Genomic DNA, 23,241 nt, shown 5'->3' on the forward strand with positions numbered 1-23,241 from the left:
CGGTGGGACGAGAACGGGGTTGTGTTCCGGTGAGGGCCCGGACGGAACACAACCCCGTTCTCGTCTTGTCGTCTCCGCCTTCAGGTGGAAGCGGTCGGGGCTCGCATTTCCTAGGCTGGGGGCATGTCCGATGCTCCATCCCCGCCCGACGTCCCGCCGCCCGGCGCCCGGCAGCCCGACCTGTCGCGCGCCGCGACGTCCCGTTCCGCCGAGGGCGTCGCCGGTCGCGCGCTCGACTGGTTCGGCGTCGACTCCGACTGGGAGCGGGTTCCCGCCGGCCGTGACGCGTATCGCAGGGACCTGCTGCTGGGTGCGGGGTTCGCCGTGCTCGCGGCGGTCTCGATCGAGCTGGGCCGCAGCATGGGCATCTTCGAGGAGGTGACGGAGCCCCTGTGGCTCGTCTACCTTCTCGGGGTGGTCAGCACCATGCCGCTGGCGTGGCGCCGCCGCTACCCGCTGGTGTCGCTCGTGCTCGTGTACGGGTCCTTCCTCGGGATCGGCCTCACGATCCCTGCGATCACCGTGCTCATGCCGATGCAGGTCATGTACTTCGTCGCGCTGTTCACGGCGGTCGCCTGGGCGCGGGACCGGCGGGCGATGCTCGTTGTCGTCAGCGCGTGCGTCCTGGTGATGTTCACGTGGCTGATCTGGATGTTCGCGTTGCAGCAGGGCATCGAGACGCTCCTCGAGGAGTTCCCGACCCGCGCGGACTGGCCCGGCCTGATCGACCCGTACCTCGCGAACAGCGCCTACCAGTTCATCATCAACATCGCGTTCTTCGGCGGCGCGGTGGTGGCGGGGCAGATGCGGTGGAACGCGGCGTTGCGTCGGCGGCAGCTCACCGACCAGGCGGTCACCATCGAGAAGCAGGCGGTGGCCCTCACCGACCAGGCGATAGTCGCCGAGCGGGTGCGGATCGCGCGCGAGCTGCACGACGTCGTCGCGCACCACGTGTCGGTGATCGGCATCCAGGCGGCCGCCGCCCGGCGGGTCCTGAACCGCGACCCGGCCCGTGCGGCGGAAGCGCTCCTCACCATCGAGCGTGAGTCCCGCGAGGGCGTCGCGCAGATGCGGAACCTGGTCGGCACGCTCCGTTCGGTGCCGGACGCCGGTGGCACGGGCTCGTCGTCCGGGCCGGACGGCGCAGGTTCCCGGGCGCCCGAACCGGGCCTTGCCGACCTCCCGGCCCTGACCGCCGCCGACCACGACGGCCTGGACACCACGTTCCGCCAGGTCGAGGAGCCCGCGGGCGCCGCAGCTGACGTGCCGGACCCGATGGGACTCAGCCTCTACCGAACCGCCCAGGAGGCGATGGCGAACGTGCGGAAGCATTCGACCGCCCGGTCCGCGACGGTCACGCTGCGCGTGGTCCGCCGCCCGGAGACGCAGGCGGGGCAGCGGTTCGAGCACGGCTTCGCCGAGGTGGAGGTGCTGGACGACGGCCGTCCGCGCCACGGGACGTCCGGCTCCGGCCTGGGGCTGCTGGGCATCCGGGAGCGGGTCGCCACGCACCAGGGGATGGTCGAGATCGGGCCACGCGCGACGGGCGGGTACCGCGTCCGGGTGCGGCTGCCGCTGCCCGCGCCGGGTCCGGGCGTGGTTCCGGTACCTCCCACGGCCTCCGCGCGGCAGACGGCGGCTCCGGCCGAAGCCTTGTCCGTGGCCCGGACGGAGGTCGTCGGATGACGCGCGTGCTGCTGGTCGACGACCAGGCGCTGGTCCGTTCCGGCTTCTCGCTCATCCTCTCGGTGGAGGACGACTTCGAGGTGGTCGGCGAGGCGGGCGACGGCGCCGCGGCGATCGAGCTGGCCCGCGCCCTGCGGCCCGACATCGTGCTGATGGACGTCCAGATGCCTGTCATGGACGGTATCGAGGCCACACGTCGGATCGTGGCGGAGGACCTCGCGAAGGTGCTGGTCCTGACGACGTTCGACCACGACGAGTACGTCTTCGACGGGCTGGCGGCGGGGGCCTCCGGGTTCCTGCTCAAGAACTCCGACGCGGAGCACCTGGTCGAGGCCGTGCGGACGGTGGCGGCCGGTCATGCGCTGCTCGCGCCGCAGATCACGCGACGGGTGATCGAGCAGATGGTCGCGGGGGAGCGGCAGCCGCCGTCCGAGCGGAGATCGCTGGTCGAGCCCGTCGGTACCCACACCGCGAGGCAGCAGATGGCGGCCCCGGCCGGCCTCGCTCTCCTGACACCGCGCGAGCGCGAGGTCCTGGAGCTGGTGGGTACCGGGCTCTCGAACGCGGAGATCGCCTCGACCCTGTACCTCGGCGAGGCGACGGTGAAGACGCACGTCTCGAACGTGCTCTCCAAGCTGCATGTGCGGGACCGGGTGCAGGCGGTCGTCCTGGCCCACCGCGTGGGCCTGGTCTGAGCGGGAATGGTCGCTGCCGTCGCCCATATGTCATCGACCGCCGACACCTACGCCGATGTCACCGACCGCCGACATCCGCTTTGAGTGAATCGGATATATATCCCTTTCCTGGCAGCATGGGAAAGGGGTCAGAGAAGCGAGGCCCTGGGGAAAGGGCTTCGCTTCTCTGCGTTGTGATACACCGGTGAGACTTCAGAAAACCGGACTATTCGGTCGGTTCCGTGGAAGGCTCAGGTGAAGGCTCGGTCGACGGGTCCGGAGAAGGATCGGTCGAGGGCTCCGGCGAAGGCTCGACGGTCGGCTCCGGAGTCGGCTCCGTCGGCGGCTCGGTCGGCTCCTGCGTCGGCGGGTCCGTGGGCTCCTGCGTCGGCGGGTCGGTCGGCTCCGGCGTGGGAGTCGGCGTCGGCGTCGGGGTCGGCTCCGGGGTGGGAGTCGGCGTCGGCGTGGGCTCCGGCGTGGGGGTCGGCGTAGGTGTCGGCGTCGGCGTGGGGGTCGGCGACTGCGTCGGCGGCTTCGTCGTCGGTGGGCGCGAGGGGTTGCTGGGGGGTGTCGGCCGAGAACCGTTGCCGAGGTCGATCCCGGGCAGCGGCGCCATCGTGAAGCCGCTGTTCGGCTGGTCAGGCGGCGAATCGGCCATGTGCCGGGGAACGTACGTCGACGCGGCCGGCGGCGTGTACGTGAACCGGTTCTGCCCGGTGCGCGTACGCACGTCGACCGTGCCGTTCTCCCCCTGGCTGGACATGGCCTCGCGCTTCACCATCATCGGCGGCAGGCCCTGCAGCGCATCGGGCACAGCAGGTGCGGCCGTCGTGTCCCGGTCCTGGTCCGGTCCTGGCGGCTGCACGGCTACGGCACCCATGATTCCCGCCGTCAGCACGAAGGCTGCGGTTGTCCCTGTGACGATCAAACGCTTGCGCACGCTCAGCTCCCCCTGCGGGTTCAGATACTGCGTTGTGCCCTCTGTCGTGACGGTCCGTTCCCTCTGTACCGGACCGCAAAAACATCCTCCGGAGTGGAATGCTCATTCCTCCGTGGACGGGCTGACGAACCATTCAGCGCCACTCTCGTTCTCGTAACGCTCCGGATGGGACAATACGTGGCAGAACGCCATCGGCAACTGGTACGTGTAATACCAGGTCAATGGGTATGTGGATGCAGGTGCACAGACCGCGGTCAGCCGAATGTCACAAGCTCGGCAACTCGAAATGCCGATCTTCTGCCGCTTTGCCGACCACGTCAGCGGGCGGCACCCGCCGGGAGGCGGAGGGGGTTCCGCCTTGCGGTGGATCCCCCTCCCACGTCGCGGCCATAGCGTGACTGCCATGAGCGATCTGGAGGTGCGGGACCTGACCCGCGTGTTCGTGTCGGGCGGCGCGCCCCGGCGAGCGGTGGACGGCGTCAGCTTCACGGCGAGGTCGGGCCTGCTCACGGGGTTCGTGGGGGCCAACGGCGCGGGCAAGACGACGACCATGCGGATGATCATGGGAGTGCTCGCGATCACGAGCGGTGAGGTGCGGTTCGGCGACGAGCCGGTCACGCGGCACGACCGCCGCGAGTTCGGGTACATGCCGGAGGAACGCGGCCTCTACCCGAAGCAGCCCGTGCTGGACCAGCTCGTCTACCTGGCGCGTCTGCGGGGCATCGCGGCTCCGGTCGCGCGCCGGGAGGTGTTGGAGCACCTCGACCGGCTGGGGCTGGCGGACCGCGCGAAGGAGCACGTGGAGAAGCTGTCGCTCGGCAACCAGCAGCGCGTGCAGATCGTCGCGGCGATCATGGGACAGCCCAAGGCGCTCGTCCTGGACGAGCCGTTCAGCGGCCTCGACCCCGCGGCGGTCGACGCAATGGTCGACCTGCTGCGGGAGCACACGCGGCGCGGGGTGCCCGTGCTGTTCAGCTCGCACCAGCTCGACCTCGTCGAGCGCCTCTGCGAGCGGCTCGTCATCCTGGGCGGGGGCAGGCTCCTCGCGGACGGCACACCCGACGGCCTGCGCGCCCAGGGCGTGACGAGGCACCGGCTGGTCCTGTCGGGCGACGCGGGCTTCGTCCGCGGCGTGCCGGGCGTCCTGGCAGTGGATGTGGACGGCGCGTCCGCGCTGGTCGAGGTGGACGACGCCGCCGCGGCCACGCGCCTCCTGTCCGCGGCCCTGGAGCGGGGCGCCGTCCAGGAGTTCTCCCCAGTGCGGCCGACTCTGGCCCAGATCTACCGTGAGGTGACCGCGTGAGCCGGAGCGGAGCCGCAGACTCACGCGGCAGAGGAGATGGCATGAAGAACGCATGGATGCTGGTGGCGACCCGCGAGGTAGTGGTGCGGGCGCTCAACAAGGGGTTCCTGATCGGCCTGGTGGTCAACGTCGTCATGATCGGCGGGCTGATCGGCTTCACGTCCTACATGGACGGCCGCACCGAGTCGTTCGACGTCGCGGTGGTCGCGGGGGACGAGCCCGCGGCGACCGCGCTGGAGTCCGCCACCGGGACCGCGGCCTCGGACGACCAGGACATCGAGCTGAACGTGGTGCGCGTGGACTCCGCCGCAGCGGCGGAGGCGGCGCTCGAGGACGAGACCGCCGACGCCTGGCTCAGCTCCGGCGACGGCGAGGCCGGCGGCTGGACCCTCTCCGGGTGGCGGGAGCCCGACAGCGACCTGGCCGCGCTGGTCGGGTCCACGGTGCGCGACCAGGTGATGGCCGGCCGGGCGGACGCCGCCGGGACCACCGTCGATGCGCTCACGGCCGGCAGCGACATCGAGACGGAACGCCTCGACGGCAACCCGGTGGACCCGCAGATCGTGTTCGTGGCCGGGTTCGTGCTCGCGTTCCTGTTCTTCATGGGGGCCGTCGGGTCGGGCTCGATGATCGCGGGCAGCGTGATCGAGGAGAAGCAGTCCCGGCTGGTCGAGATCATCGCCACCGCCGTGCCGCTGCGGCAGCTGCTCGCGGGCAAGATCATCGGCAGCTCGGTGATCGCGCTGGCGCAGAACCTCCTGCTCGCCGGAGTGGGGCTCATCGGCGCCTCGTTCACCGATCTCTCGGCGATCCTGCCCGCGATGTCGGCCACGATGATCTGGTTCGTCGTCTTCTTCACCGTCGGGTTCGTCGCCGTGGCCGCCCTGTACGCGGTGGCGGGCTCGCTCGCGTCGCGCACCGAGGACCTCCAGTACACGACCAGCCCGCTGATGATGCTGATCCTTGGCGTGTACGTGGTGACCTTCTCGGCCGACGGCATGCTGGAGCGCGTCCTGTCCTACATCCCGCCTGCGTCCATCGTGTCGATGCCGGTGCGGGTGCTCAACGGCGACGCGCTCTGGTGGGAGCCGCTCGTCTCGCTCCTCGTCCTCCTGCTGACCACGCTCGGCGCGGTGCTCCTCAGCGAGCGCGCCTACCGCGGGGCGCTCATGCAGACGGGTGGCCGGGTCAGCTGGAAGGCGGCCATGACAGCGGACCGGGGCACTACCCTCGGGGCGTGACCGAACGCACTCAGCAGGACGACACCGGGAACGGGACCCCCGATCCGTCGAAGGTCCAGACCTTCGAGCTCATCGACGAGGTCCCCCGTGCCTCCGACGGCCCGGACAGCGAGGCCCCGGACGGCGACGACTCCGCCGCGCAGGAGCCGGACGCCGAAGCCGACGAGCCGGCTCCTCGCGAGCCCGGTCGGGCGGCGCTCGCGCTCGCGAGCGCCCGGGCCGCCGTCGGGCGGAACGTGCGGCGTGGTGGGTCGGCCGTCCGATGGCGGCTGCCCACCACCCGGCGCGGCAAGGTGCTGCTGGTCGGAGGCGTGGTGTCCGTCGTCGTGCTGGCTGTGGCGGCCGGGGTGCTGGTGGACGCGCGGCTGCGTGAGCAGGCGCTCCTCGCGACCCCGGCGGGGGTGCGTGACCTGGAGGTGAAGCCCACCGAGCAGTGGTCGATAGACCTCCAGAACCCGATCGGCTCGACGCTTGTCGAGATGCCGGGGGTGCTCGCGATCGCCGGTGACGCGAAGGTCCAGGGTGTGGACCCGGCGTCGGGCGAGGTGCTGTGGACCGTCGACCTCGAGGAGGACCTGAGCTGCGGTCCGTCGGCGCTCCTCGGCATCGGCGAGCCGTCGACCCAGGAGCCGGCAGACCCGCTCGTCTGCGTCACGTCCTCCGGTGAGGGCGACGAACGCGAGCAGAGCGTCACGGTCATCGAGGCGGACGGCGCCACGCGGAGCCGGGAGCTCGACCCCGGGGCCGACGTCGTCCCCGTCGCCGGCGGTGGTCTCCTCCACTTCGAGATCGCGGGCGGCAAGACGGAGCGGCGTCCAGTGGTGGTCGACAAGCTGGGCGCTCCCCACCTTCCGAAGGCCTTCGTCGGACCGGATCTGACGGTCGGTGTCGAGGACGCCGCGACGGGTACGGAGCGGTGGAGCGACACCCTGACGTTCGGGTCTCCGCGGCCCGACAGCTGCATCACCTATGACGAGGCCGGCGCGCCGGTTCTCGACGTCGCCGGCGCGCTGGGCTGGGACCTGCACGGCGACGTGCTGGAGGTCCAGGGCTGCGGTGTCTCGGGGGCCTTCCGGCTCGACGGCACCCGGCTCGACGACCCGAAGGACACGGAGGACCCGCCCGCCGACGGCGTGGACACGGCTTCGTTCCTGTCCCTGCCTGGCGGCGCCTGGGTCGGTCCGGATACGGCGGCCACCGACGCCGCGATGGCCAACGACGTGGTGCACCTGGCGGACGGAGCCGCCGTCAACCTCGACGGTCACGTCCTCGTGCCATGGGCCACCGACGGGCGCGATCCGGGACTCGTGCTGGAGCGGGTAGGCGTGCGCACGCAGGCCAGGTCCACGTCCGACGACGATGCCGGGGCGCTGCTCTGGTCCGCGCCGCAGCTCAGGGCCACGACGCTGCTGGCTGAGGTGTCCGGTACCGCCGTCGTCCTGGACGAGCAGGGGGTGGTCCGTGCCATCGACCTCGGCACGGGCGCAGACCGCTGGACCCTCGCCCCTGAGACGCTCTCGTTCGACGACATGGCCTGGGCTGCGGAGTCGTCGATCTTCGGGGCCTACACGGACGGCGACACCCTGCTGCTCCCGGTGAGCGCGGACCCGAGCGGCGAGGCCTCCGGGCTGCGGCTGCTCGCCCTGGACCTCCGGGACGGATCGGTGCGCTGGGAGCTCGAGCAGGAGACCCCGTACACGCAGCTCATCAGCGTCGACGGTCATCTGGCGCAGGTCACGCAGCATGGTGTGGTGGGTCTCGGCTGATCACGTACGGGGTAGCTGATCTCGCAGGTCACGCGGGTAGGCTCCCGCCATGCCACGGCCCGCCAAGCAGGAGTCCGTAGTCTTCGACCTGGTCGAGGAGAACGGGTCGGACGGTGACGCGTACGACGACGCGAACGGTGCTGCGGACCGTGCTGCGGGAGTGGTCGGCGGGGGACCGCACGTCCCCGCCGAGCCCCGTCCCGGGCTGCTGGTCAGGCTCTCGCGGTTGTCGCGCCGGACCTGGGTGCTCACCGCCGCGGCGGTCGCGATCGGCGTCGTGACGGTCACGGCGGTCGACCTGGTGCGGGACCACCGGCGTGCGGAGCTGATGCGCACCTCGCCGGTGGGTGTGGAGTCCCTCGCGGACCCGCCGCCCCAGACCTGGGCGGTGCGGTTCGACACACCGGTCGAACAGGACGAGGGCATGCCCATGGACCAGCAGCTGGTGATCATGGACGGGCTGCTCGTGGTGCCCCCGACCAATGCGCAGAGCTACTGGGTGGACCCCGCGCCGGGGCCCGGCGGGCCCGTCCCGCCGGGTTTCGAGGAGGTGGTGGCCATCGATCCCGCATCGGGCGGGGTGGCCTGGCGGGTCCCGCTGGGCGAGCGCCCCACCTGCGGACCCACCGGCAACGACGCGTCGACGTCGACCGAGGTGCTGGTCTGCGTGCAGGGTGGGGCCGACGCGCGTGAGGTGCTGGCCATCGCCCCGGACGGAAGCACCACTACGCGGTCCGCGGAGCTTGCCGAGGGCGAGCACGTGTTCCCGGGCCCGGATGGGACGGCGGTGCGAGCGGTCCGGACCGGCGATCCGGCAGGGGAGGTGGAGTGCGACGTGTCGGGCACCTGCTCGTCCGGGTACCTGGCCCCCGGCCGGGATGTGCGTCTGACCGCGGAGGACGCCGGGACCGGCGCGGAACGCTGGACGAGCATCGTCGAGTTCGACCCGATGAACTCGATGAACTGCAAGGGGGACGTGGTGACCGTCAGTGCGGGGGCCGAGACGGTGGTCGTCGACGGGTGCGGCGTGTCGGCGACGTTGTCCGCGTCGGGAGTACGGCTCGATCTGGCGGGCGGCGGAGGCCTGACCGCACCGGCGTGGGTCACCGAGATCGGTCCCGGCCGCTTCGCGGTGGAGGCAGAGTGGCTGGGCACGACGGTCGTCGACGGGACCGGCAAGACCCTGCAGACCCTGGACGGCTCGATGCGGACCGAAGCGACGTCGCCCGACGCGCCCGCCGACCTGTGGTTCGTCAAGACGACCACCGAGGCGTGGGGGTTCGAGGCGGTGCGCGAGGACGGGTCAGTGGCCTGGTCGGAGCGCTACGGGCAGAGCGTGCTGCTCGCGGGGCGGGACGTGGTGGTGGTGAACCGCGGGAACCGGGTGGTGGGCCTGGAGCGGATCACCGGCGCGGAGCTCTGGAGCTGGAGCAACGACGACCTGACCGAGATGATCCCGTTCCGGACCCTGACCGATGGCGAGACGGTGGCCCTCGAGTACCTGTCGCGGGACGGTTCCTCCGATGGGCTGCTCGTCACGCTCGACCTGGACACCGGCAAGCAGCTCTGGCACATGCCGATGACCGGCCCGGCGATCGCTGTCGGCGGGCACCTCGTGGAGCTCACCCCGGAGGGCGTGCGCGGCCTCGGGTGATCTCCGCCTGACCCGGCTGGTCCGTGCGGCGCCCGGCACTACGCTCGGCCGCATGGCGCGCGACCCGGACGAGGGTGATGCGTTCGTCTTCGACCTGGTCGACGACGACGCGGCCGCTGGCGACGTGCCGACGGGCCCTGCCGGATCAGGCGGGACGCCCGATGCCGGGCTCGCGGCGGCCGACCCTTCGGCGTCGGGCAGCCCGGGGCGCAAACGGCGCGCCACCGCGCAGACCGCGGCCGTCCTGGCGATAGTGCTCGGGACCGGGCTCGCCGTCGAAGGCATCCGCGACCACGCGCGGATCGAGCGGATGCGCGACATCCCAGGGGGCGTCGCCGACCTGTCGGCACCCCTGGAGGAGACGTGGGTGTGGGACGGCACGGTGGGTTCCGGCGAGAGGTCCACCGCCGACGTCGTGGTGCTCGGCGATCTGCTGGCGTTCAGGTCCGACGACGGGCTGGTCGCGCTGGACCCGGCCACGGGTCGGGAAGCCTGGACCGTGCGGCTCCGCGGGAACGCGGACTGCGGTCCGATGGTCTCGCCGGCCTGGACCGATCCGGCGTCGGCTGCGCTGGTGTGTCTGCAGGGGACCGGGAACGGCGCCGAGCGCGAGGTGGTCGCCGTGGGGCCGGGCGGCGCGACGGCGGCCCCGCGTGTCCTCGACGCCGCCGACACCCGCCGGTACGGCCTGCCCCACGTCGGGCCGGACGGCACGGTGCTGCGCGCGAAGCGGGTGGGACCGCGCTCGGTGATAGACCTCGGCGACGCCGCGTGCACGGCCGCCGGCGAATGCTCCGGGAGCGTCCAGGCGGGCCGGGACCTGCTGCTCCGTGCCGAGGACGCGGCGACCGGCGTCGCGCGCTGGACGGTGACCGTCCCGTTCCGGGCGGCGGACGCCGTGCAGTGCGCGCGCACGTTCAGCGGGTCCTGGGGCGGCTCTGACACCCGGCTGGTGCTCAGCGGGCAGCTCACCCCGGACACCTTCGGCGCCCAGGTCACCGCGGGCCTCGTCCACCTGAACGGGTGCGGCATCGAGGCCTCCGTCACGTCGGACGGGGTGGTGCTCGGCACGGAGATCGAACCGGGCAGGGGCGGCGTCGTCATGCTGGGTACCACCAGGTATGCGGGGGTGAGCTTCGAGGGTGTCGCCCGCGCCAGCCTGTACGCGGCCGACGGCGACGTGGTCGGCGAGGTCACCGGCTATCCGCTCAGCCCGGCGGCCACCGACGAGGTAGGGCCGGTGACGCTGCTCGCGGTCGACGAGCCCGCGCGCCGGCTGCGGGCCTACGAACCGGACGGGACACCCCGCTGGGACATCGTCCTGCAGTCGGGTGGCCAGGAGTTCCTCGCCCAGGTGGGTGACACGGCGGTCGTCACGTCCGGGGCAGGAACCGTGCGCGGGCTGGATCTCGCCACGGGCGCGGAGCGGTGGGTCTGGGACGGCTCGGCCCCGGTGTCGGCGGACGACGGCGGGTATTTCGGGAGCGTCCACGTGGTCCAGGCCTTCACCGACGGCGAGTCCGTGCTCCTGCTGACCGAGCGCGAGGCGGGCGGCGGGACGCAGGGCCTGGTGGCGCTCGACGCGGCCTCCGGTGCGGTGCTCTGGGACCGGGCGGGTGGTGGGCCGATCACCACGTTCGACCTGGCGGACGGCGACACCGTCGAGCAGGGCGTGGTCGGTGACCTGATAGCGGTGGACGGCAACCTGCTGGAGGTCACCCCACGCGGCGTGCGTGGCCTGGGATGAGACTTGGGTGGGAGCGACCCGACCGGCATACGCTCGACCGCATGGCACGCGATCCGGAGCAGGGTGGTGCGTACGTCTTCGACCTGGTCGACGACGGTGCGGCCGACCCCGCAGGCCCTCTCGTACCGCAGGTTGCGGCTGCCGGGGACGACCCGGACGGGGACGACCCGGAAGCGGAGGGAGCCGCACCCGGTGAGCCCCCGGCCGGCCCGGGCCGGAGTCTCCGCGGCGCCGCGTCGGTCGCCGCGGTCCTGGCGATAGTGCTCGGCACGGGTCTCGGGATGGACGGCGTACGGGACGCCGCACGGACGGAGCGGATGCGTGAGGTCCACGGGGGTGTGGTCGACGTGTCCGCACCGCTCACCGAGACGTGGGCCTGGGAGGGCGACGTCGGCCCGCGAAGGGCGGTCGAGGAGGGGCTGGGGGTGGAGGTGGCGGTCCTCGGTGACGTGCTCGCGTTCGAGTCGGGTGGCGAGCTGGTCGCGCTCTCCGCTGCGACGGGCGCCGAGGCCTGGGCCGTCCCGCTCGGCACCGACCCCGACTGCGGGCCGACCGGCTCGGTGGGCTGGGGACAGGTCACGACGTCGGCCCTCGTGTGCCTGGCCGGCCCGGATGCGGACCGGGCGGTGACGGTCGTCGGACCGGACGGTGCGGTCTCGGCGCCCCGCGTCCTCTCCGCTGCGGACACCCGCCGGTTCGGGGAGCCCCGGCCCGGGCCGGACGGCACGGTGGTGCGCGCCGAGCGGACCGGCCGTGCGCCGACGTCCGGCCGCGGCGACGGCAGGTGCACCGAGCTGGGGGAGTGCACAGGCACGGTGCGGGCAGGTCAGGACCTCACGGTCCGGGCCGAGGACGCCGTCACGGGCGAGGAGCGCTGGCGCGTGACGATCCCGTTCCGGCCCACGCCCGCCGACCAGTGCGCCAACTGGTACGGCACCTCGTGGGACGGGTCTGGCACCGCCGTGGACCTGAACGACATGCTCGATCCCGGCGGGTTCGGCGCCCGGATCAGCGACAGGCTGGTGCAGCTGTACGGGTGCGGCATCGAGGCCGTCATCACCTCGGACGGCGTCATGCTCGGTACCGAGATCGAGCCCGGGACCGGCAGCGTGGAGAGCCTCCGCAACGGCGGGTACACCAGCTACACCTTTGGCGAGGAGGTGCGGACCGTCCTCTACGACTCCGCCGGCACCGCCGTCGGCGAGATCGACGGGTACGCCACGGAGGCGGGTGCCGTGGACGGGTCCGAGCCCGACCTGCTCCTCGGCGTCGGGGAGCCGGGAGCCCGGGCCGCGGCCTACGGGGCGGACGGTACCCGCCGCTGGGACGCCGGGGTGACCACCGATGCCCAGGGCTTCCTCGCGCAGGTCGCCGGGACGGCGGTGATCCTGACCGGCGGCGGGACGGTGCGCGGGCTGGACCTCGCGTCCGGCGAGGAACGGTGGGCGTGGAAGGACACGGCCCCCGGCGAACACGGGGCGGAGCTCTACGTGGCCCGTGGCTTCACCGACGGGCAGTACGTGCTGCTGGTCGTCGAGAACGGGTACGGCAGCGCGGGGCTGGTATCGCTCGACGCGGTCTCGGGCGAGGTGGCCTGGGAGCAGTACGGCGAGGAAGCCGTCCTCGACGGAGCCGGCCAGATCGGCGGCAGCGGGCTGCTGGCGATCGACGGCAACCTCCTGGAGGTCATGCCGGACGGCGTCCGCGGGCTCGGCTGAGCGGTGCGCAACGGTACTTCCGGTGAATCGGCGGGCCGCTCCGCATACGCTCAGCCGCATGGGACGCGATCCGGCAGGTGGTGACGCGTTCGTCTTCGACCTCATCGACGACGATGCGGGTGACGATGATGCGCTCGACGCTCCCCCGCGTCCCGACCGGTCGCTTCCCGACGGCGGTCCTGACGACGCCTCGGAGGTGCGCGACGGCGCGAGCGGCGACGACCCCGTGGTGCCTGGCCGTGCGACCCGGTGGCTGCGCCCGCTCGCGCCGGTCGCCGCGGTGCTCGCGGTAGTGCTGGGGACGGGTTTTGCCCTGGACGGAGTGCGTGCCGCCGAACAGCTGGACCGGATTCGTTCGGTGCGCGGCGGTGTGGCGGACCTGTCGTCCCCGCTCGTCGAGCGGTGGGCATGGGAGGGCGCGGTCGCCACCAGCGGGGTCGGCGAGTACTGGGGCAGCGTCGAGGTGGCCGCGCTCGGCGACCTGCTGGTGTTCGTGGTGGACGACGAGCTGCTCGCGCTGGATCCGGCGACGGGCGGCGAGGCATGGTCGATCCCGCTCGGCGACCGCCCGGACTGCGGGCCTACCGGGTACCCAGGCGGGACGGACGTCACCACCGCGTCCGTGGTGTGCCTCCAGGGTGCGCCCGAGGAACGCGAGGTCATGGTGGTCGGGCCGGACGGGGTGGCGTCCGAGCCGCGCACCCTCGATGCCGCGGACACGCGCCGGTACGGGTCCGCGAGGCCCGGGCCGGACGGCACGGTGCTGCGGGCGCGACGGGTCGGTGACACCTCAGCGGTGGACCTGGGTGACGCCGTCTGCTCGCCGACCGGCGACTGCACGGGGACCGTCGAGTCCGGCCGGGACATCAGGCTACGCGCCGAGGACGCCGTCACCGGTGCGGAGCGCTGGAGCGTCACCGCGCCGTTCGTGGCGACCCTCGCCGCGAACTGCAACCCGTGGCAGGGCGGCGGCGCATGGGGCGAGGTCTCCGACGCCGTGAGCGACGACCCGCTGCAGCCCGACGCGTTCGGCGCGCATATCAGCGGCGATCTCGTCGCCCTCAGCGGCTGCGGCGCCAACGCCTCCGTCACGTCGGACGGAGAGCTGCTCCATGGAGCGGCGCCATCCGGAGCCAGCGGCATCGTGGGCCTCAGCACGGGTGGCTACCTCGCGCCGGGCTCCGACTCGACGACGGACACCGTCGTCTACTCGGCTGACGGCGAGGTTCTCGGGACGGTCGCCGGCTATGCGGTCGAGGCGGCAGTGGTCGACGGAGCGGGCCTGCTGATCGGCTGGGACGAGGACGCGCCGGGCGTGCACGCCTACGAGCCGGACGGGACGCCCCGCTGGGACGCCCGGGAATCAGACACCTTCCAGTTCGCCGCCGAGGTGGGTGAGACGGCGGTCGTCGTGGCCTCGGGCGGTGAGGTACGCGGGCTGGACGTCGCGACCGGGGACCGGCGGTGGGTCCTGGACATCGCGAAGGGAGCCGACGGCGAGTCCTCCGACGTCCGGTTCCTGTTCCAGGCTTTCACCGACGGCCGCCATGCGCTCCTGCTCCTGCACGACGAGGCAGGCACCTTCGATCTCGTGTCGCTCGACACGGTGTCGGGCGAGCTCGCCTGGGACGTGCCCATCGCGGACGTTCTCGGCCCGACTCAGGGCGCGCCCCTGGTCGCGGTCGGCGGCCGTCTGCTCGCGGTGACGCAGGGGGGCGTGCGCGGACTGGGCTGACGGCGTCGGCCGACGCCGTGTCGGTGAGCCGTCCTATGGTGGGGCCATGGTGAAGATCGGCGCGCACGTGGACCTGACCGACGCGATCGGTGCGGCGAGGACGCTTGGCGCGGACACGGTGCAGGTGTTCCTCAGCGACCCGCAGGCGTGGAAGGTCCCGGACCTCCCGTACGAAGGTGATGCGGAGGCGCTCCGGGCCGACGCCGCCGCGGCCGGCGTGGACCTGTACGTGCACGCGCCGTACGTGATCAACGTGGCGTCCACGAACAACCGGATCCGGATCCCGAGCCGCAAGCTGCTGCAGCAGATCATGGACGGAGCCTCCGCGATCGGCGCCAAGGGCGTCGTAGTGCACGGCGGGCACGTCACCGCGAACGACGAGCCGGCCAAGGGCTTCGACAACTGGCGCAAGGCGATCGACGCCCTGGAGACCGACGTCCCGGTGCTCATCGAGAACACGGCGGGCGGCGACTACTCCATGGCCCGCCGGCTGGAGCGGATCGAGGAGCTGTGGGCGGCCGTGACCACGGCGAACGGCGGGGACAACGTCGGGTTCACCCTCGACACCTGTCACGCCTGGGCCGGTGGGTTCGACCTCGCGACGGCCGTCGAGCAGATCCGCGCGATCACCGGCCGCATCGACCTGGTGCACGCCAACGACTCGCGCGACGTCGCGGGGTCCGGTGCGGACCGGCACATCAACTTCGGCAAGGGGCTGATCCCCGAGGAGCTCCTGGTCGGGGTGGTCGCGGCGGCGGGCGCCCCGGTCATCTGCGAGACCAAGGGCGACATGGCGCCGGACATCGCCTGGCTGCGCGAGCGCCTGGGCTGACCGCTCCCTGCTGCTCGAGCTCGCCCCCGCGGGTCGAGCTTGGCGAGACCACCTGGCAGGATCGGACGCATGGCAACGACGCAGCGGGTAGTGGTCACCGGCGCGAGCGGAAAGCTCGGCCAGTTCGTCGTCGAGCACCTGGCGGACTCGGGGTATGACGTGGTCTCGACCGACCGGGTGGCGCCCCCGTCCGGCAGCCTGGGCGACTTCACGGTCGCGGACCTGACGGACCTCGGCCAGGTGATCGAGCTCCTGTCCGGCGTGGACGAAGGGCGGGCTGCCGACGCCGTCGTGCATCTGTCCGCGATCCCCGCGCCGGGCCTGGCGACCAATGCCGCGACGTTCCGCAACAACGTGCCCAGCACGTACAACGTGCTGCGCGCCGCCCAGGTCGTCGGCATCCGGAACGTGGTGACGGCGTCGTCCGAGACCGTGCTCGGCCTCCCGTTCGACGTGCCGCCGCCGTACCTCCCGGTGGACGAGGAGTACGACGTGCTGCCGCAGTCCACCTACTCGCTCGGCAAGGCGCTCGAGGAGGAGATGGCCAAGCACTTCACGCGCTGGGACCCCGCGCTGAAGGTAGCCGCGCTGCGGTTCTCGAACGTGATGCGTCCCGAGGACTACGCCCGGTTCCCAAGCTGGCAGGACGACGCCGCTGCCCGACGCTGGAACCTGTGGGGCTACATCGACGGTCGCGACGGTGCGCAGGCGGTGCGCCTCGCGTTGGAGGCGGGCTTCACGGGGTTCGAGGCGTTCGTGATCGCCAACGAGGACACGGTGATGGAGCGGGAGTCGGCCGACCTGGTGGCCGAGGTGTTCCCGGACGTGCCGCACAAGCGCCCGCTCCAGGGCCGGGAGACGCTCCTGAGCATCGACAAGGCCCGCCGGGTGCTGGGCTACGCGCCGGAGCACCGCTGGCAGGACGAGGTCTGACCCGAGTGCTGGAGCAGAAGAACGAGATCCTACGGCGCGCGGCGGCCCGTGGCCGAGGCGGCGGCCCGGCCCAGGTCCCGCGTTGAAGTGCACCCTGGTGCTCGCCCGAGCCACGCGATAGGCTCCACGTCCGGCGCGATGTTTACGTCAACAGGCTCCTTTCGCGACAATGTGTGAGGAAAGGGAAGTTGAGATCTCGACAGAACGCCCGGCTCCCGGCACTTTTTCGACGGCCGGTCGTTCGGAGAGAATCCGGTGGCCGGCACCTTCTTACCTTTTGTCCGCCTGATGCGTTTCGGTCTGGCCGCGCGGCCGCTATAGGGGTGCCATCTGAACATGAGGGAGTGGCTGTGGTCGTGTTGCTGGTGCGCGCATGACAGCAGATCACGAGCCTCGGCATCGACGTAGGTGGCGCTCGTGACCACGACCGACGTCGGCGGGCGCTCTGTCTCCATCGCGACGCTCCTGCGCCGGAACGCGGACTACCGCAGGGTGTATATCTCCCAGGTCGTGAGCCAAGGCGGTGACTGGTTCGCGATGGTTCCGCTGATCACGCTCCTGCACCAGATCACGGGCCACGGTGCGCTCGGTGCATTGCTCATGGGCGCCGAGACCCTGGTCATCGCTGCGATGTCACCGCTCGCCGGGTCCCTGGTCGACCGGATCGACCGGCGGAAAGTGCTGCTGTGCTGCCAGATCGGCTCGGCCGCCGCGGTCCTCCTGCTGCTCCTGGTGCAGACGAGCGCGACCGCGTGGATCTCGATCGTCACGTACGCGGCGCTGGCGGCGTCGAAGGCGTTCTTCTCGCCGACGGTCAGCGCCACGGTCCCGCGGCTCGTCGCCCCGCAGGAGCTGCTCACCGCCAACGCAGGCATCGCCTCACTGTGGGGAGTGATGCTCACGCTTGGTGCGACCTTCGGCGGGATCGCGGCGGCGGTCACGAGCCCGGCTGTCTGCTTCGTGATCAACTCTCTGACGTTCGTGCTGTCCGCGGTCCTGCTTGCCCGGATCCCGCGCGACAAGCTGACGCGACCCGGTGTGCCGAGCTCACGTGCCGAGCGGCTGAACCTCCGGCGGGACCTGCGACAGGTCGCAGAGCTCGGGCGTGCGGACCAACGGGTCCTCACCCTCATGTTTTCCAAGCCCGGCAGCCATCTCGGGAACGGTGCGATCGCGCTGTTCCCGGCGGTCGCCGCGCTGGTCCTCCACGTGGACTCGGTGGGCGCGAGCCTGCTCTTCGCCGCCCGGGGCGTGGGGGCGCTGCTCGGCCCGCTCGTCGCTCAGCGGCTGATGACGACAGCCGGGAACCTGCGGCGCTCGATCGCGGCGGCGATCGCGCTGTACGGGCTCGGATATCTCGCGTTCACGCTCGTCGGCTCATTGCCGCTGGCGATCGGCTTCGTCGTTCTCGCGCACGTCGGCGGGAGCATGAACGCCACGCTCTCGGGCTACGGTCTGGGGGCGATCGTCCCCGACGAGATCCAGGGCCGGACCTTCGCGATCGACAACATGCTGGCGATGCTCGCAATCGCGGTGAGTCAGCTCGGGGTGGCGGCGGCAGTGCTGTTTGTGGACGAAGCGGTCCTCACAAGGATTCTTGCAGCGATCGTGCTGGCCTACGCCGTCGTCTGGTGGCTCGGCAGCCGCGCACTGGCGGCCGGCGTTGATGACCCGGCCGGCGCCAGTGCCGACGTGCAAAAGTGACGGAACCTGGACGGCGCCCGTCCTCGCCCTGGGCGAGCGCCGACCATCGTAGCGACCGGTCTCTCAGCCGACCGACGCGATGAGCCGACCGACGTCGATCGCCAGCACGGCTTCGGCGCGTGCTCGCAGGTCGGGTTCCAGCCGGGAGATCGCCGCATCGCCTGCCGCGAGGAGGAAGTCCCGGGCGACGTCGATCGCAGGCATGACCGGGTCGCCGGTAGCGACGAGCGCCTCGCACGCGATCCGGACGTCTCCAGCGCACATGTCCCGTAGATAGGCGTCCCGGAGTTCGGGCGATTCGGGTGCCAGGAGGTCCCACGTGCCGAGCACCATGTGCATCCTGGCCAGGATGTTCTTCGGCTCGTACAACTTCTGGGTGATCGATCTCTGGCCCGCCTCGCGGATGCGCCAAAGGTAGACGACGTCGTCGATGACATCGACGGACCGCGCCGCAAGGTGTGCCTTGATCGTCACCGGCGCGTCCTCGTACTGCGGCAGCGAGAATGCGAGGCCGTTCGCGTCCCAGAACCGCCGGACGAAGACCTTGTTCCAGATCATCCGGTCCAGCACGATCGAGTGGTCCTGACGGATGTGCGTCCGCAGTCGCGTTGCCCGGAACAGGTCGCTGTACCGGGGGTGCTCCCGCGTGCCGTTCGAGTCCAGCCGCATGACCGCGCCCGAAGCGACGTCGGACCCGCTCTGCTCGAGGGACGCGCACAGCATCTCGTAGGCGGTCTCGACGACGACGTCGTCGGCGTCGCAGAAGGCGAGGAGGTCGCCCGAGGCGTGATCGACGCCTGCGTTCCTCGCGGCGCTCAGGCCGAGGTTCTCCTGCACGACCAGTTTCCAGCCGCACTCCGACGCCCACCGCTCGGCAATGGCGGAGCTGGCATCGGTCGACCCGTCGTCGACAAGGACGACCTCAACTTCGGGGTACGTCTGCCGGTGGAGCGACGCCAGGCAGGCGTCGAGGTAGTGCTCCACGTCATAGATCGGGACGACCACGCTGAGCAGCTTCATCGGAATTCACCACCGACCCGGTCACGGCTGAGTACGGCGGTGGCGCAGGCGATCCCGCCGGCCCCACGGAGGAGCTGGGGTACGGCGATAGACGCCGCGACCTCGACGCCGTGCTGCGTGAGCAGTTGTTCGAGCCCCGGGGATCCCGCGATCATGACCACCGTCCGCGGTCCGACGACGACGAAGTTGAAGCCGAGCCTCTCGCGGACCTCCTCGCTCTCGGCCACGGAGAGGAGGTCGAAGCCCTCGTTGCGGAGAGCGGCGACATCCTCCGGACGCACCAGCTCGGTCCTGACGGCCAGAAGGTCTTCGTCGAGGACTTGGACGACGCCCAGCAGGTGCTGGACGCCGTCCGGCACGGCGACGGTGATGACGTGCCGTCCCTGCTCCTCAGCGATCGCGGCTGCCTGTGCCAGTCCCTGCGGGTTGGTCCGGCGCCCGTAGCCGATGGCTACCAGGTCGGGACGGAGCGACAGCGCGTCGGCGCCCTCGAAGGTCCCTGTGCCCGAGACGGAGCGCACGACTGGCACACCGATGGAGGCGAGCAGCGCGAAGGCCTGAGCCTCCTCACCGGCGCGAACGACGCTGGCCATTCGCGAGAGGACGGCACCACCCGGCGTCATCCAGAACAGGTCCCGGGCGTACATGGCGTTCGCCCCCGCGAGAGAGCGTCCGAGCGAGGAAACCCGCAGCGGCGGGATCATGTGGACCTCGATGCCCAGACCGCGGTATACGGCGGCCAGGACATCGATCTCCATCTCGAGCGCCGCGGCATCTACCCGGTCGAGGTGCTGCAGGACGTCGGGTGGCGCCTGGTCCAGGCGCTCCGCGCTCGGGCTGTGCAGGGCCACCGCCCGCAGCGGTGCCCAGTCCGCGTCGACGGCGTAGGACCGCCAGTGCGCGCCCGCACGCACGTCGTCGACCAGCGTTCCCTGCCGGGGCTGCCACCCCGGGCCGTGATATGCCGACGAGCCTCTCAGACCCATCCTTCCTCCTTCGTGTAGCCGAGCTCCTGGACGATCTCGTGGACCGGCGCCTGGGCGATCGCGGGCCGGATCAGCGCCTCGCGCCCTCTCCACCGTCCGGCCCGGGGCGACGCGGTCGCCATCACCACGGGGATCCGGCTGCGGTCGGCTCGAGCCAGTCCGGCGAACCGGAACACCCGATCCCATTCCTGGTCTGCACCTGGGCCGGTCAGGTTCTCGAACCGCACCCTCAGTAGGCGGTCCGCGACGGCGTCTACCTCCTTGAGGACCCATCGGTGCGCCTGTGACCACTGGTTCGCGCAGACCTCGGCGAGCGGCCGGTCCGCCACCGATCGCCACGTCGGCGGCACGTCGAAGTTCCACCATGCCCTGGCGAACGCGGCCCGCTCGCTGTAGCCGGCGATGTCCAGCGTCGTCTCCGCCGAGACGTCGTACGAGAAGAAGCCCCGATCGAGCCATCCGTCGATCAGTCCGTTGACACTCGCCGCCGGGTTACGCGTCAGGTGGACGACGGCGATCTCGGCCCGTGGAAACAACCGACGGACTAGAGGGAGCCGGTAGGCGTCCACGGAGGCCTTCAGCACGACGACGCTGCGACGGAGCTCGGCGAGTGAGGGCCGGCGCCGGCGCAAGGGCACGACGAACGGAGGCTCCTCGACGATCGCCGGTCCGGGGGGCGGGTGGGGACCGTCGGACGCTGGACCCGGACCTGCGTCGCGAAGGCCGTCGTAGGCGTCGCGCCGCAGATCTGGATAGGTCGCCTCGAGTTCGGCGAGCAACCGGACGAACAGGTCGCTGTCGGACAGCCCTGCTCCCGCCGCCGCGGCATGTACCCGGAAGGAGGCGTCACGGACGTCGTCCGCCGCGAACGGCACCCATGGCCACTGCAGCACCAGCCGGACCGCCGCCGCCCGCGCGTAGACCTCGGGGTGCAGCGCAGTGCCACCCGGGCCGACCCGGAGCAGATCGGCGATCTCCGCGGCGACGTCCTCCACTTGGTCATCCCGGACCGAGTCGCTCTCGATCCGGTCCGAGCCGTCGGCACCACGCTCGACACCATGCAGTCGGTAGAGACCGGTGTGCTCGCCCCCGATCGACGCGGCGGACGGCGAGGACGACAGGACGGCGTGGACGTAGCTGCTACCCCCACGCGAGGAGGCCACGACCAGCACGACTCGTTCGACGGCGTCGGCCCGTACCGACGAGGGTCGCTCGCGGATCGAGGAGAGCCTCGTTCGCACGTCGGTGTCCCGGCCGAGCAGGTCGACCGTCATGCGTCGGACCCGTCCTCATCCACGTGGAGCATGCCGCCCACGGGGACTCGGACCGGGTGTATGCCGGGCGAGAGCCGTAGCGACGACGACTCCTGCCCAGTGCAGTCGAAGACCCGCACGGCCACGGTGCTGCCGTACGTCTCAAGGGTGACGTGCTCGTCGTAGCGAGCGTTGACGACCGTTGTCCGGCGACGGACGGTGCAGCGGTGCGCGTTCTCGAGAAGGAAGACGATGTCCTCGTTGGCCGACGGCACCCGTAGGGTCGTACAGGTTGCGTCCTCGGGAACTCGGTACCGGGCGAACCCCGCCAGATTACGGTGGTACAGGTCGTGGTAGAAGGTGAGCACCGCACGGGACGCGTCGTCGAGGTGCGCCAGGTCCGTTCCATAAGCAGGGATCCCCGCCGCCATCATCTGGCCGACGATCACCGCCTTCGACTCGGGCCCGTCCGTCGGCGAGAAGCTCTGGTAGTCGTTCATGGCGAGGCCGGTGTAGCCCTGGACGTGCAGGGTGCGCTGCAGGTTGGTCGTCAGGTCGTACGGGGCGTCGCCCGCGCGCATCGAGGTCCCGTAGGGCGCCAGGAGCGCCGTGCCGTAGTTCTGCTTCAGCTCGACGACGTAGTCGGGCGCGAACGCACGGACCGCATCGTCGGCGCGCCGCAGGAAGTCGCGCAGGCCGGCGATCGGTGAGCGGAGGTCGTGCGCGTGGTCGGGGCTCTCGCACGCCTCCTCTGGGAGCCAGTTGAACAGGTCGTACTTGGCTCCGTGGAACCCGGTCTGGGCGAGCCGGACGCAGACGTCCACCATCACCTCCCGGGCCTCCTCCGACCGGAGGCACAGGGAGAAGAACTGCGTCTCGCTCCGCAGGTGGCGTCCGTCGGCGTCGGCCATGAGCAGCGCTGCCTGCTTCCGGAACGCGTCGGACGCTGGCCCGACTGCGTGCGGGGCGCACCAGATGATCAGCCGGCCGCCCAGCTCGCCGACCGACGTGATCAGGCGAGGAAGGTCGGGGAATCGGCCCGGGTCTGGCGACCAGTCGCCGATGTTCAACGGCACGCCGTACGAGGAGTCCAGACCCGGACCGAACCAGCCGTCGTCGAGGATGAAGTTGCGCACACCGAGAGCGACTCCTGCCGCGACGTTCTGCAGGACCAGCTCCTCGTCGACGTCGGCGCTGTCCCAGTCCGTCCAGCTGCACCAGTAGGGCTCCACCGCTGCCGGGACGACGACGTCCGGCCGTCCGAACCGGGCACGGGTCTGCTCGGAGAAGTCTCGCATGACGTCGAGCCAGGTCTCGCCGTCGTCGCCCGATGCCCGGAGCCGGGCGTACATGTGCTCGGTAACGGCCTGCACGCCGTCCTCCGCCCCGCTGCTGTGGTAGCGCGTGAAGGCGACCTGGACGCCACCGGTGTGGATGTTCAGAGCGCGGTTCGACTCCGGCTCGATCAGGCGGCAGTCTGTCTCGGTGAGGTCGCCGACGACGCCCATCGCGATCTCGACGTGCCGGTTGGCGCCCAGGAACAGGTACAGCGGGACCTTGACGTCCTGGACCCGGGATCGGAGGTCCCGTCCGAACTTCCAGAAGCTGGTGGCGGCGGCGAGGTTCATGAACCAGCGGCCGCTGTCCGGCGGGATCACGCCCGTGAAGTTCCGCATCGGGCTGCGGAGCGTGTAGGTCGTGGCGGTGATCGAGTCACCCGGCGGTGCCTCGACCGATACCGCGTACGGGTGCTCGCTGCCGACACGGATCCGGACGCTGTCCATGTCGATGGTGGCCATGTCGCCGAGCGGAATCGAGCCGGACATGACTGTACGCCCTGACTTCAGCTGGACATGGATGTCCAGAGACTGATCGTGTGCGATCACTTTGCCCTCCTGTGTCCCTTGTGGCGCTGTGAACGTTAACATCCGGACATACGGGACGGAAGAGCTTTCGCTTTTCGATCAGAATGGGACAAGTCGCAGGCCCGTGTCCTACCTGCGAGGTCCGTCGCAAACACAAGAGTCCGCACTACTCACGAATTTGGGT

At 71.2% G+C, this 23,241-nt stretch carries 17 protein-coding genes; 12 read left to right on the top strand and 5 right to left on the bottom strand.

The features are described from left to right. The first annotated feature begins 123 nt into the window (after nt 1-123). Together AB0F70_RS04990 and AB0F70_RS04995 are read left to right on the top strand one after the other, a co-directional pair. Nucleotides 124-1,686, top strand: a complete 1,563-nt coding sequence (locus tag AB0F70_RS04990; protein WP_357444118.1) for a histidine kinase — start codon at nt 124-126, stop codon at nt 1,684-1,686. Beyond that, entirely contained in the window at nt 1,683-2,381 is a 699-nt protein-coding gene (locus AB0F70_RS04995; protein WP_357444120.1) for a response regulator transcription factor, read from the top strand. The genes AB0F70_RS04990 and AB0F70_RS04995 overlap by 4 nt, the downstream gene beginning before the upstream one ends. A gap of 205 nt (nt 2,382-2,586) precedes the next feature. Here AB0F70_RS04995 and AB0F70_RS05000 read toward each other — a convergent pair whose 3' ends face one another. Beyond that, nucleotides 2,587-3,300 (bottom strand): hypothetical protein, encoded by a 714-nt coding sequence (locus AB0F70_RS05000; RefSeq protein ID WP_357444122.1) that lies wholly within the window; start codon nt 3,298-3,300, stop codon nt 2,587-2,589. A 403-nt stretch (nt 3,301-3,703) separates the two neighbouring features. Here AB0F70_RS05000 and AB0F70_RS05005 point away from each other — a divergent pair, with 403 nt between their 5' ends. The 10 genes from AB0F70_RS05005 to AB0F70_RS05050 all read left to right on the top strand — a co-directional run bounded on the left by AB0F70_RS05005 (nt 3,704) and on the right by AB0F70_RS05050 (nt 17,933). Further along, nucleotides 3,704-4,603 carry an ATP-binding cassette domain-containing protein gene (locus AB0F70_RS05005; protein WP_357444124.1) on the top strand — a complete coding sequence of 300 codons (900 nt, stop codon included), beginning with the start codon at nt 3,704-3,706 and terminating at the stop codon, nt 4,601-4,603. 41 nt (nt 4,604-4,644) lie between these two features. Further along, complete coding sequence (locus tag AB0F70_RS05010; protein ID WP_357444126.1) at nt 4,645-5,844, top strand: ABC transporter permease; 1,200 nt, start codon at nt 4,645-4,647, stop codon at nt 5,842-5,844. Next, entirely contained in the window at nt 5,841-7,610 is a 1,770-nt protein-coding gene (locus tag AB0F70_RS05015) for a PQQ-binding-like beta-propeller repeat protein (RefSeq protein WP_357444128.1), read from the top strand. The genes AB0F70_RS05010 and AB0F70_RS05015 overlap by 4 nt, the downstream gene beginning before the upstream one ends. Nucleotides 7,611-7,659: 49 nt before the next feature. Then, on the top strand, nt 7,660-9,264 hold the full coding sequence (locus AB0F70_RS05020; protein WP_357444130.1) for a PQQ-binding-like beta-propeller repeat protein: 1,605 nt from the start codon (nt 7,660-7,662) through the stop codon (nt 9,262-9,264). A gap of 52 nt (nt 9,265-9,316) precedes the next feature. Next, the gene (locus tag AB0F70_RS05025) at nt 9,317-11,011 is read left to right on the top strand and encodes a PQQ-binding-like beta-propeller repeat protein (RefSeq protein ID WP_357444132.1); all 1,695 of its coding nucleotides are present in this window, start codon (nt 9,317-9,319) and stop codon (nt 11,009-11,011) included. A gap of 41 nt (nt 11,012-11,052) precedes the next feature. Further along, nucleotides 11,053-12,729: a PQQ-binding-like beta-propeller repeat protein gene (locus AB0F70_RS05030; RefSeq protein ID WP_357444134.1), complete on the top strand. Its 1,677-nt coding sequence runs from the start codon at nt 11,053-11,055 to the stop codon at nt 12,727-12,729. Between the two features lie 58 nt (nt 12,730-12,787). Next, complete coding sequence (locus AB0F70_RS05035; protein ID WP_357444136.1) at nt 12,788-14,464, top strand: PQQ-binding-like beta-propeller repeat protein; 1,677 nt, start codon at nt 12,788-12,790, stop codon at nt 14,462-14,464. A 46-nt stretch (nt 14,465-14,510) separates the two neighbouring features. Next, the gene (locus AB0F70_RS05040; RefSeq protein ID WP_357444138.1) at nt 14,511-15,296 is read left to right on the top strand and encodes a deoxyribonuclease IV; all 786 of its coding nucleotides are present in this window, start codon (nt 14,511-14,513) and stop codon (nt 15,294-15,296) included. Between the two features lie 69 nt (nt 15,297-15,365). Continuing rightward, the gene (locus AB0F70_RS05045; RefSeq protein ID WP_357444140.1) at nt 15,366-16,229 is read left to right on the top strand and encodes an NAD(P)-dependent oxidoreductase; all 864 of its coding nucleotides are present in this window, start codon (nt 15,366-15,368) and stop codon (nt 16,227-16,229) included. Nucleotides 16,230-16,646: 417 nt separating this feature from the next. Next, nucleotides 16,647-17,933: an MFS transporter gene (locus tag AB0F70_RS05050; protein WP_357444142.1), complete on the top strand. Its 1,287-nt coding sequence runs from the start codon at nt 16,647-16,649 to the stop codon at nt 17,931-17,933. A gap of 63 nt (nt 17,934-17,996) precedes the next feature. Here AB0F70_RS05050 and AB0F70_RS05055 read toward each other — a convergent pair whose 3' ends face one another. Genes AB0F70_RS05055 through AB0F70_RS05070 form a run of 4 tightly spaced genes read right to left on the bottom strand, consistent with a single transcriptional unit; the run spans nt 17,997 to nt 23,018 of the window. Continuing rightward, the gene (locus AB0F70_RS05055) at nt 17,997-18,953 is read right to left on the bottom strand and encodes a glycosyltransferase (RefSeq protein ID WP_357444144.1); all 957 of its coding nucleotides are present in this window, start codon (nt 18,951-18,953) and stop codon (nt 17,997-17,999) included. Then, nucleotides 18,950-19,939, bottom strand: coding sequence for an arginine deiminase family protein (locus AB0F70_RS05060; RefSeq protein WP_357444146.1), 990 nt, complete (start codon nt 19,937-19,939; stop codon nt 18,950-18,952). Before AB0F70_RS05060 ends, AB0F70_RS05055 begins: the two co-directional genes overlap by 4 nt. Next, the gene (locus tag AB0F70_RS05065; RefSeq protein ID WP_357444148.1) at nt 19,930-21,213 is read right to left on the bottom strand and encodes a hypothetical protein; all 1,284 of its coding nucleotides are present in this window, start codon (nt 21,211-21,213) and stop codon (nt 19,930-19,932) included. The genes AB0F70_RS05060 and AB0F70_RS05065 overlap by 10 nt, the downstream gene beginning before the upstream one ends. Then, entirely contained in the window at nt 21,210-23,018 is a 1,809-nt protein-coding gene (locus AB0F70_RS05070) for an alpha-galactosidase (RefSeq protein WP_357444150.1), read from the bottom strand. Before AB0F70_RS05070 ends, AB0F70_RS05065 begins: the two co-directional genes overlap by 4 nt. Nucleotides 23,019-23,241: the final 223 nt, after the last annotated feature.

This window comes from Promicromonospora sp. NPDC023805, from assembly GCF_040639635.1.
Taxonomy (GTDB): domain Bacteria; phylum Actinomycetota; class Actinomycetes; order Actinomycetales; family Cellulomonadaceae; genus Promicromonospora.

Bases quoted from the DNA above. Each gene is read 5' to 3' on its own strand.
- AB0F70_RS04990 (WP_357444118.1), top strand. From the start codon at position 124: ATGTCCGATGCTCCATCCCCGCCCGACGTCCCGCCGCCCGGCGCCCGG.
- AB0F70_RS04995 (WP_357444120.1), top strand. From the start codon at position 1,683: ATGACGCGCGTGCTGCTGGTCGACGACCAGGCGCTGGTCCGTTCCGGC.
- AB0F70_RS05005 (WP_357444124.1), top strand. From the start codon at position 3,704: ATGAGCGATCTGGAGGTGCGGGACCTGACCCGCGTGTTCGTGTCGGGC.
- AB0F70_RS05010 (WP_357444126.1), top strand. From the start codon at position 4,645: ATGAAGAACGCATGGATGCTGGTGGCGACCCGCGAGGTAGTGGTGCGG.
- AB0F70_RS05020 (WP_357444130.1), top strand. From the start codon at position 7,660: ATGCCACGGCCCGCCAAGCAGGAGTCCGTAGTCTTCGACCTGGTCGAG.
- AB0F70_RS05025 (WP_357444132.1), top strand. From the start codon at position 9,317: ATGGCGCGCGACCCGGACGAGGGTGATGCGTTCGTCTTCGACCTGGTC.
- AB0F70_RS05030 (WP_357444134.1), top strand. From the start codon at position 11,053: ATGGCACGCGATCCGGAGCAGGGTGGTGCGTACGTCTTCGACCTGGTC.
- AB0F70_RS05035 (WP_357444136.1), top strand. From the start codon at position 12,788: ATGGGACGCGATCCGGCAGGTGGTGACGCGTTCGTCTTCGACCTCATC.
- AB0F70_RS05040 (WP_357444138.1), top strand. From the start codon at position 14,511: ATGGTGAAGATCGGCGCGCACGTGGACCTGACCGACGCGATCGGTGCG.
- AB0F70_RS05045 (WP_357444140.1), top strand. From the start codon at position 15,366: ATGGCAACGACGCAGCGGGTAGTGGTCACCGGCGCGAGCGGAAAGCTC.
- AB0F70_RS05055 (WP_357444144.1), bottom strand. From the start codon at position 18,953: ATGAAGCTGCTCAGCGTGGTCGTCCCGATCTATGACGTGGAGCACTAC.
- AB0F70_RS05060 (WP_357444146.1), bottom strand. From the start codon at position 19,939: ATGGGTCTGAGAGGCTCGTCGGCATATCACGGCCCGGGGTGGCAGCCC.
- AB0F70_RS05065 (WP_357444148.1), bottom strand. From the start codon at position 21,213: ATGACGGTCGACCTGCTCGGCCGGGACACCGACGTGCGAACGAGGCTC.
- AB0F70_RS05070 (WP_357444150.1), bottom strand. From the start codon at position 23,018: ATGTCCGGCTCGATTCCGCTCGGCGACATGGCCACCATCGACATGGAC.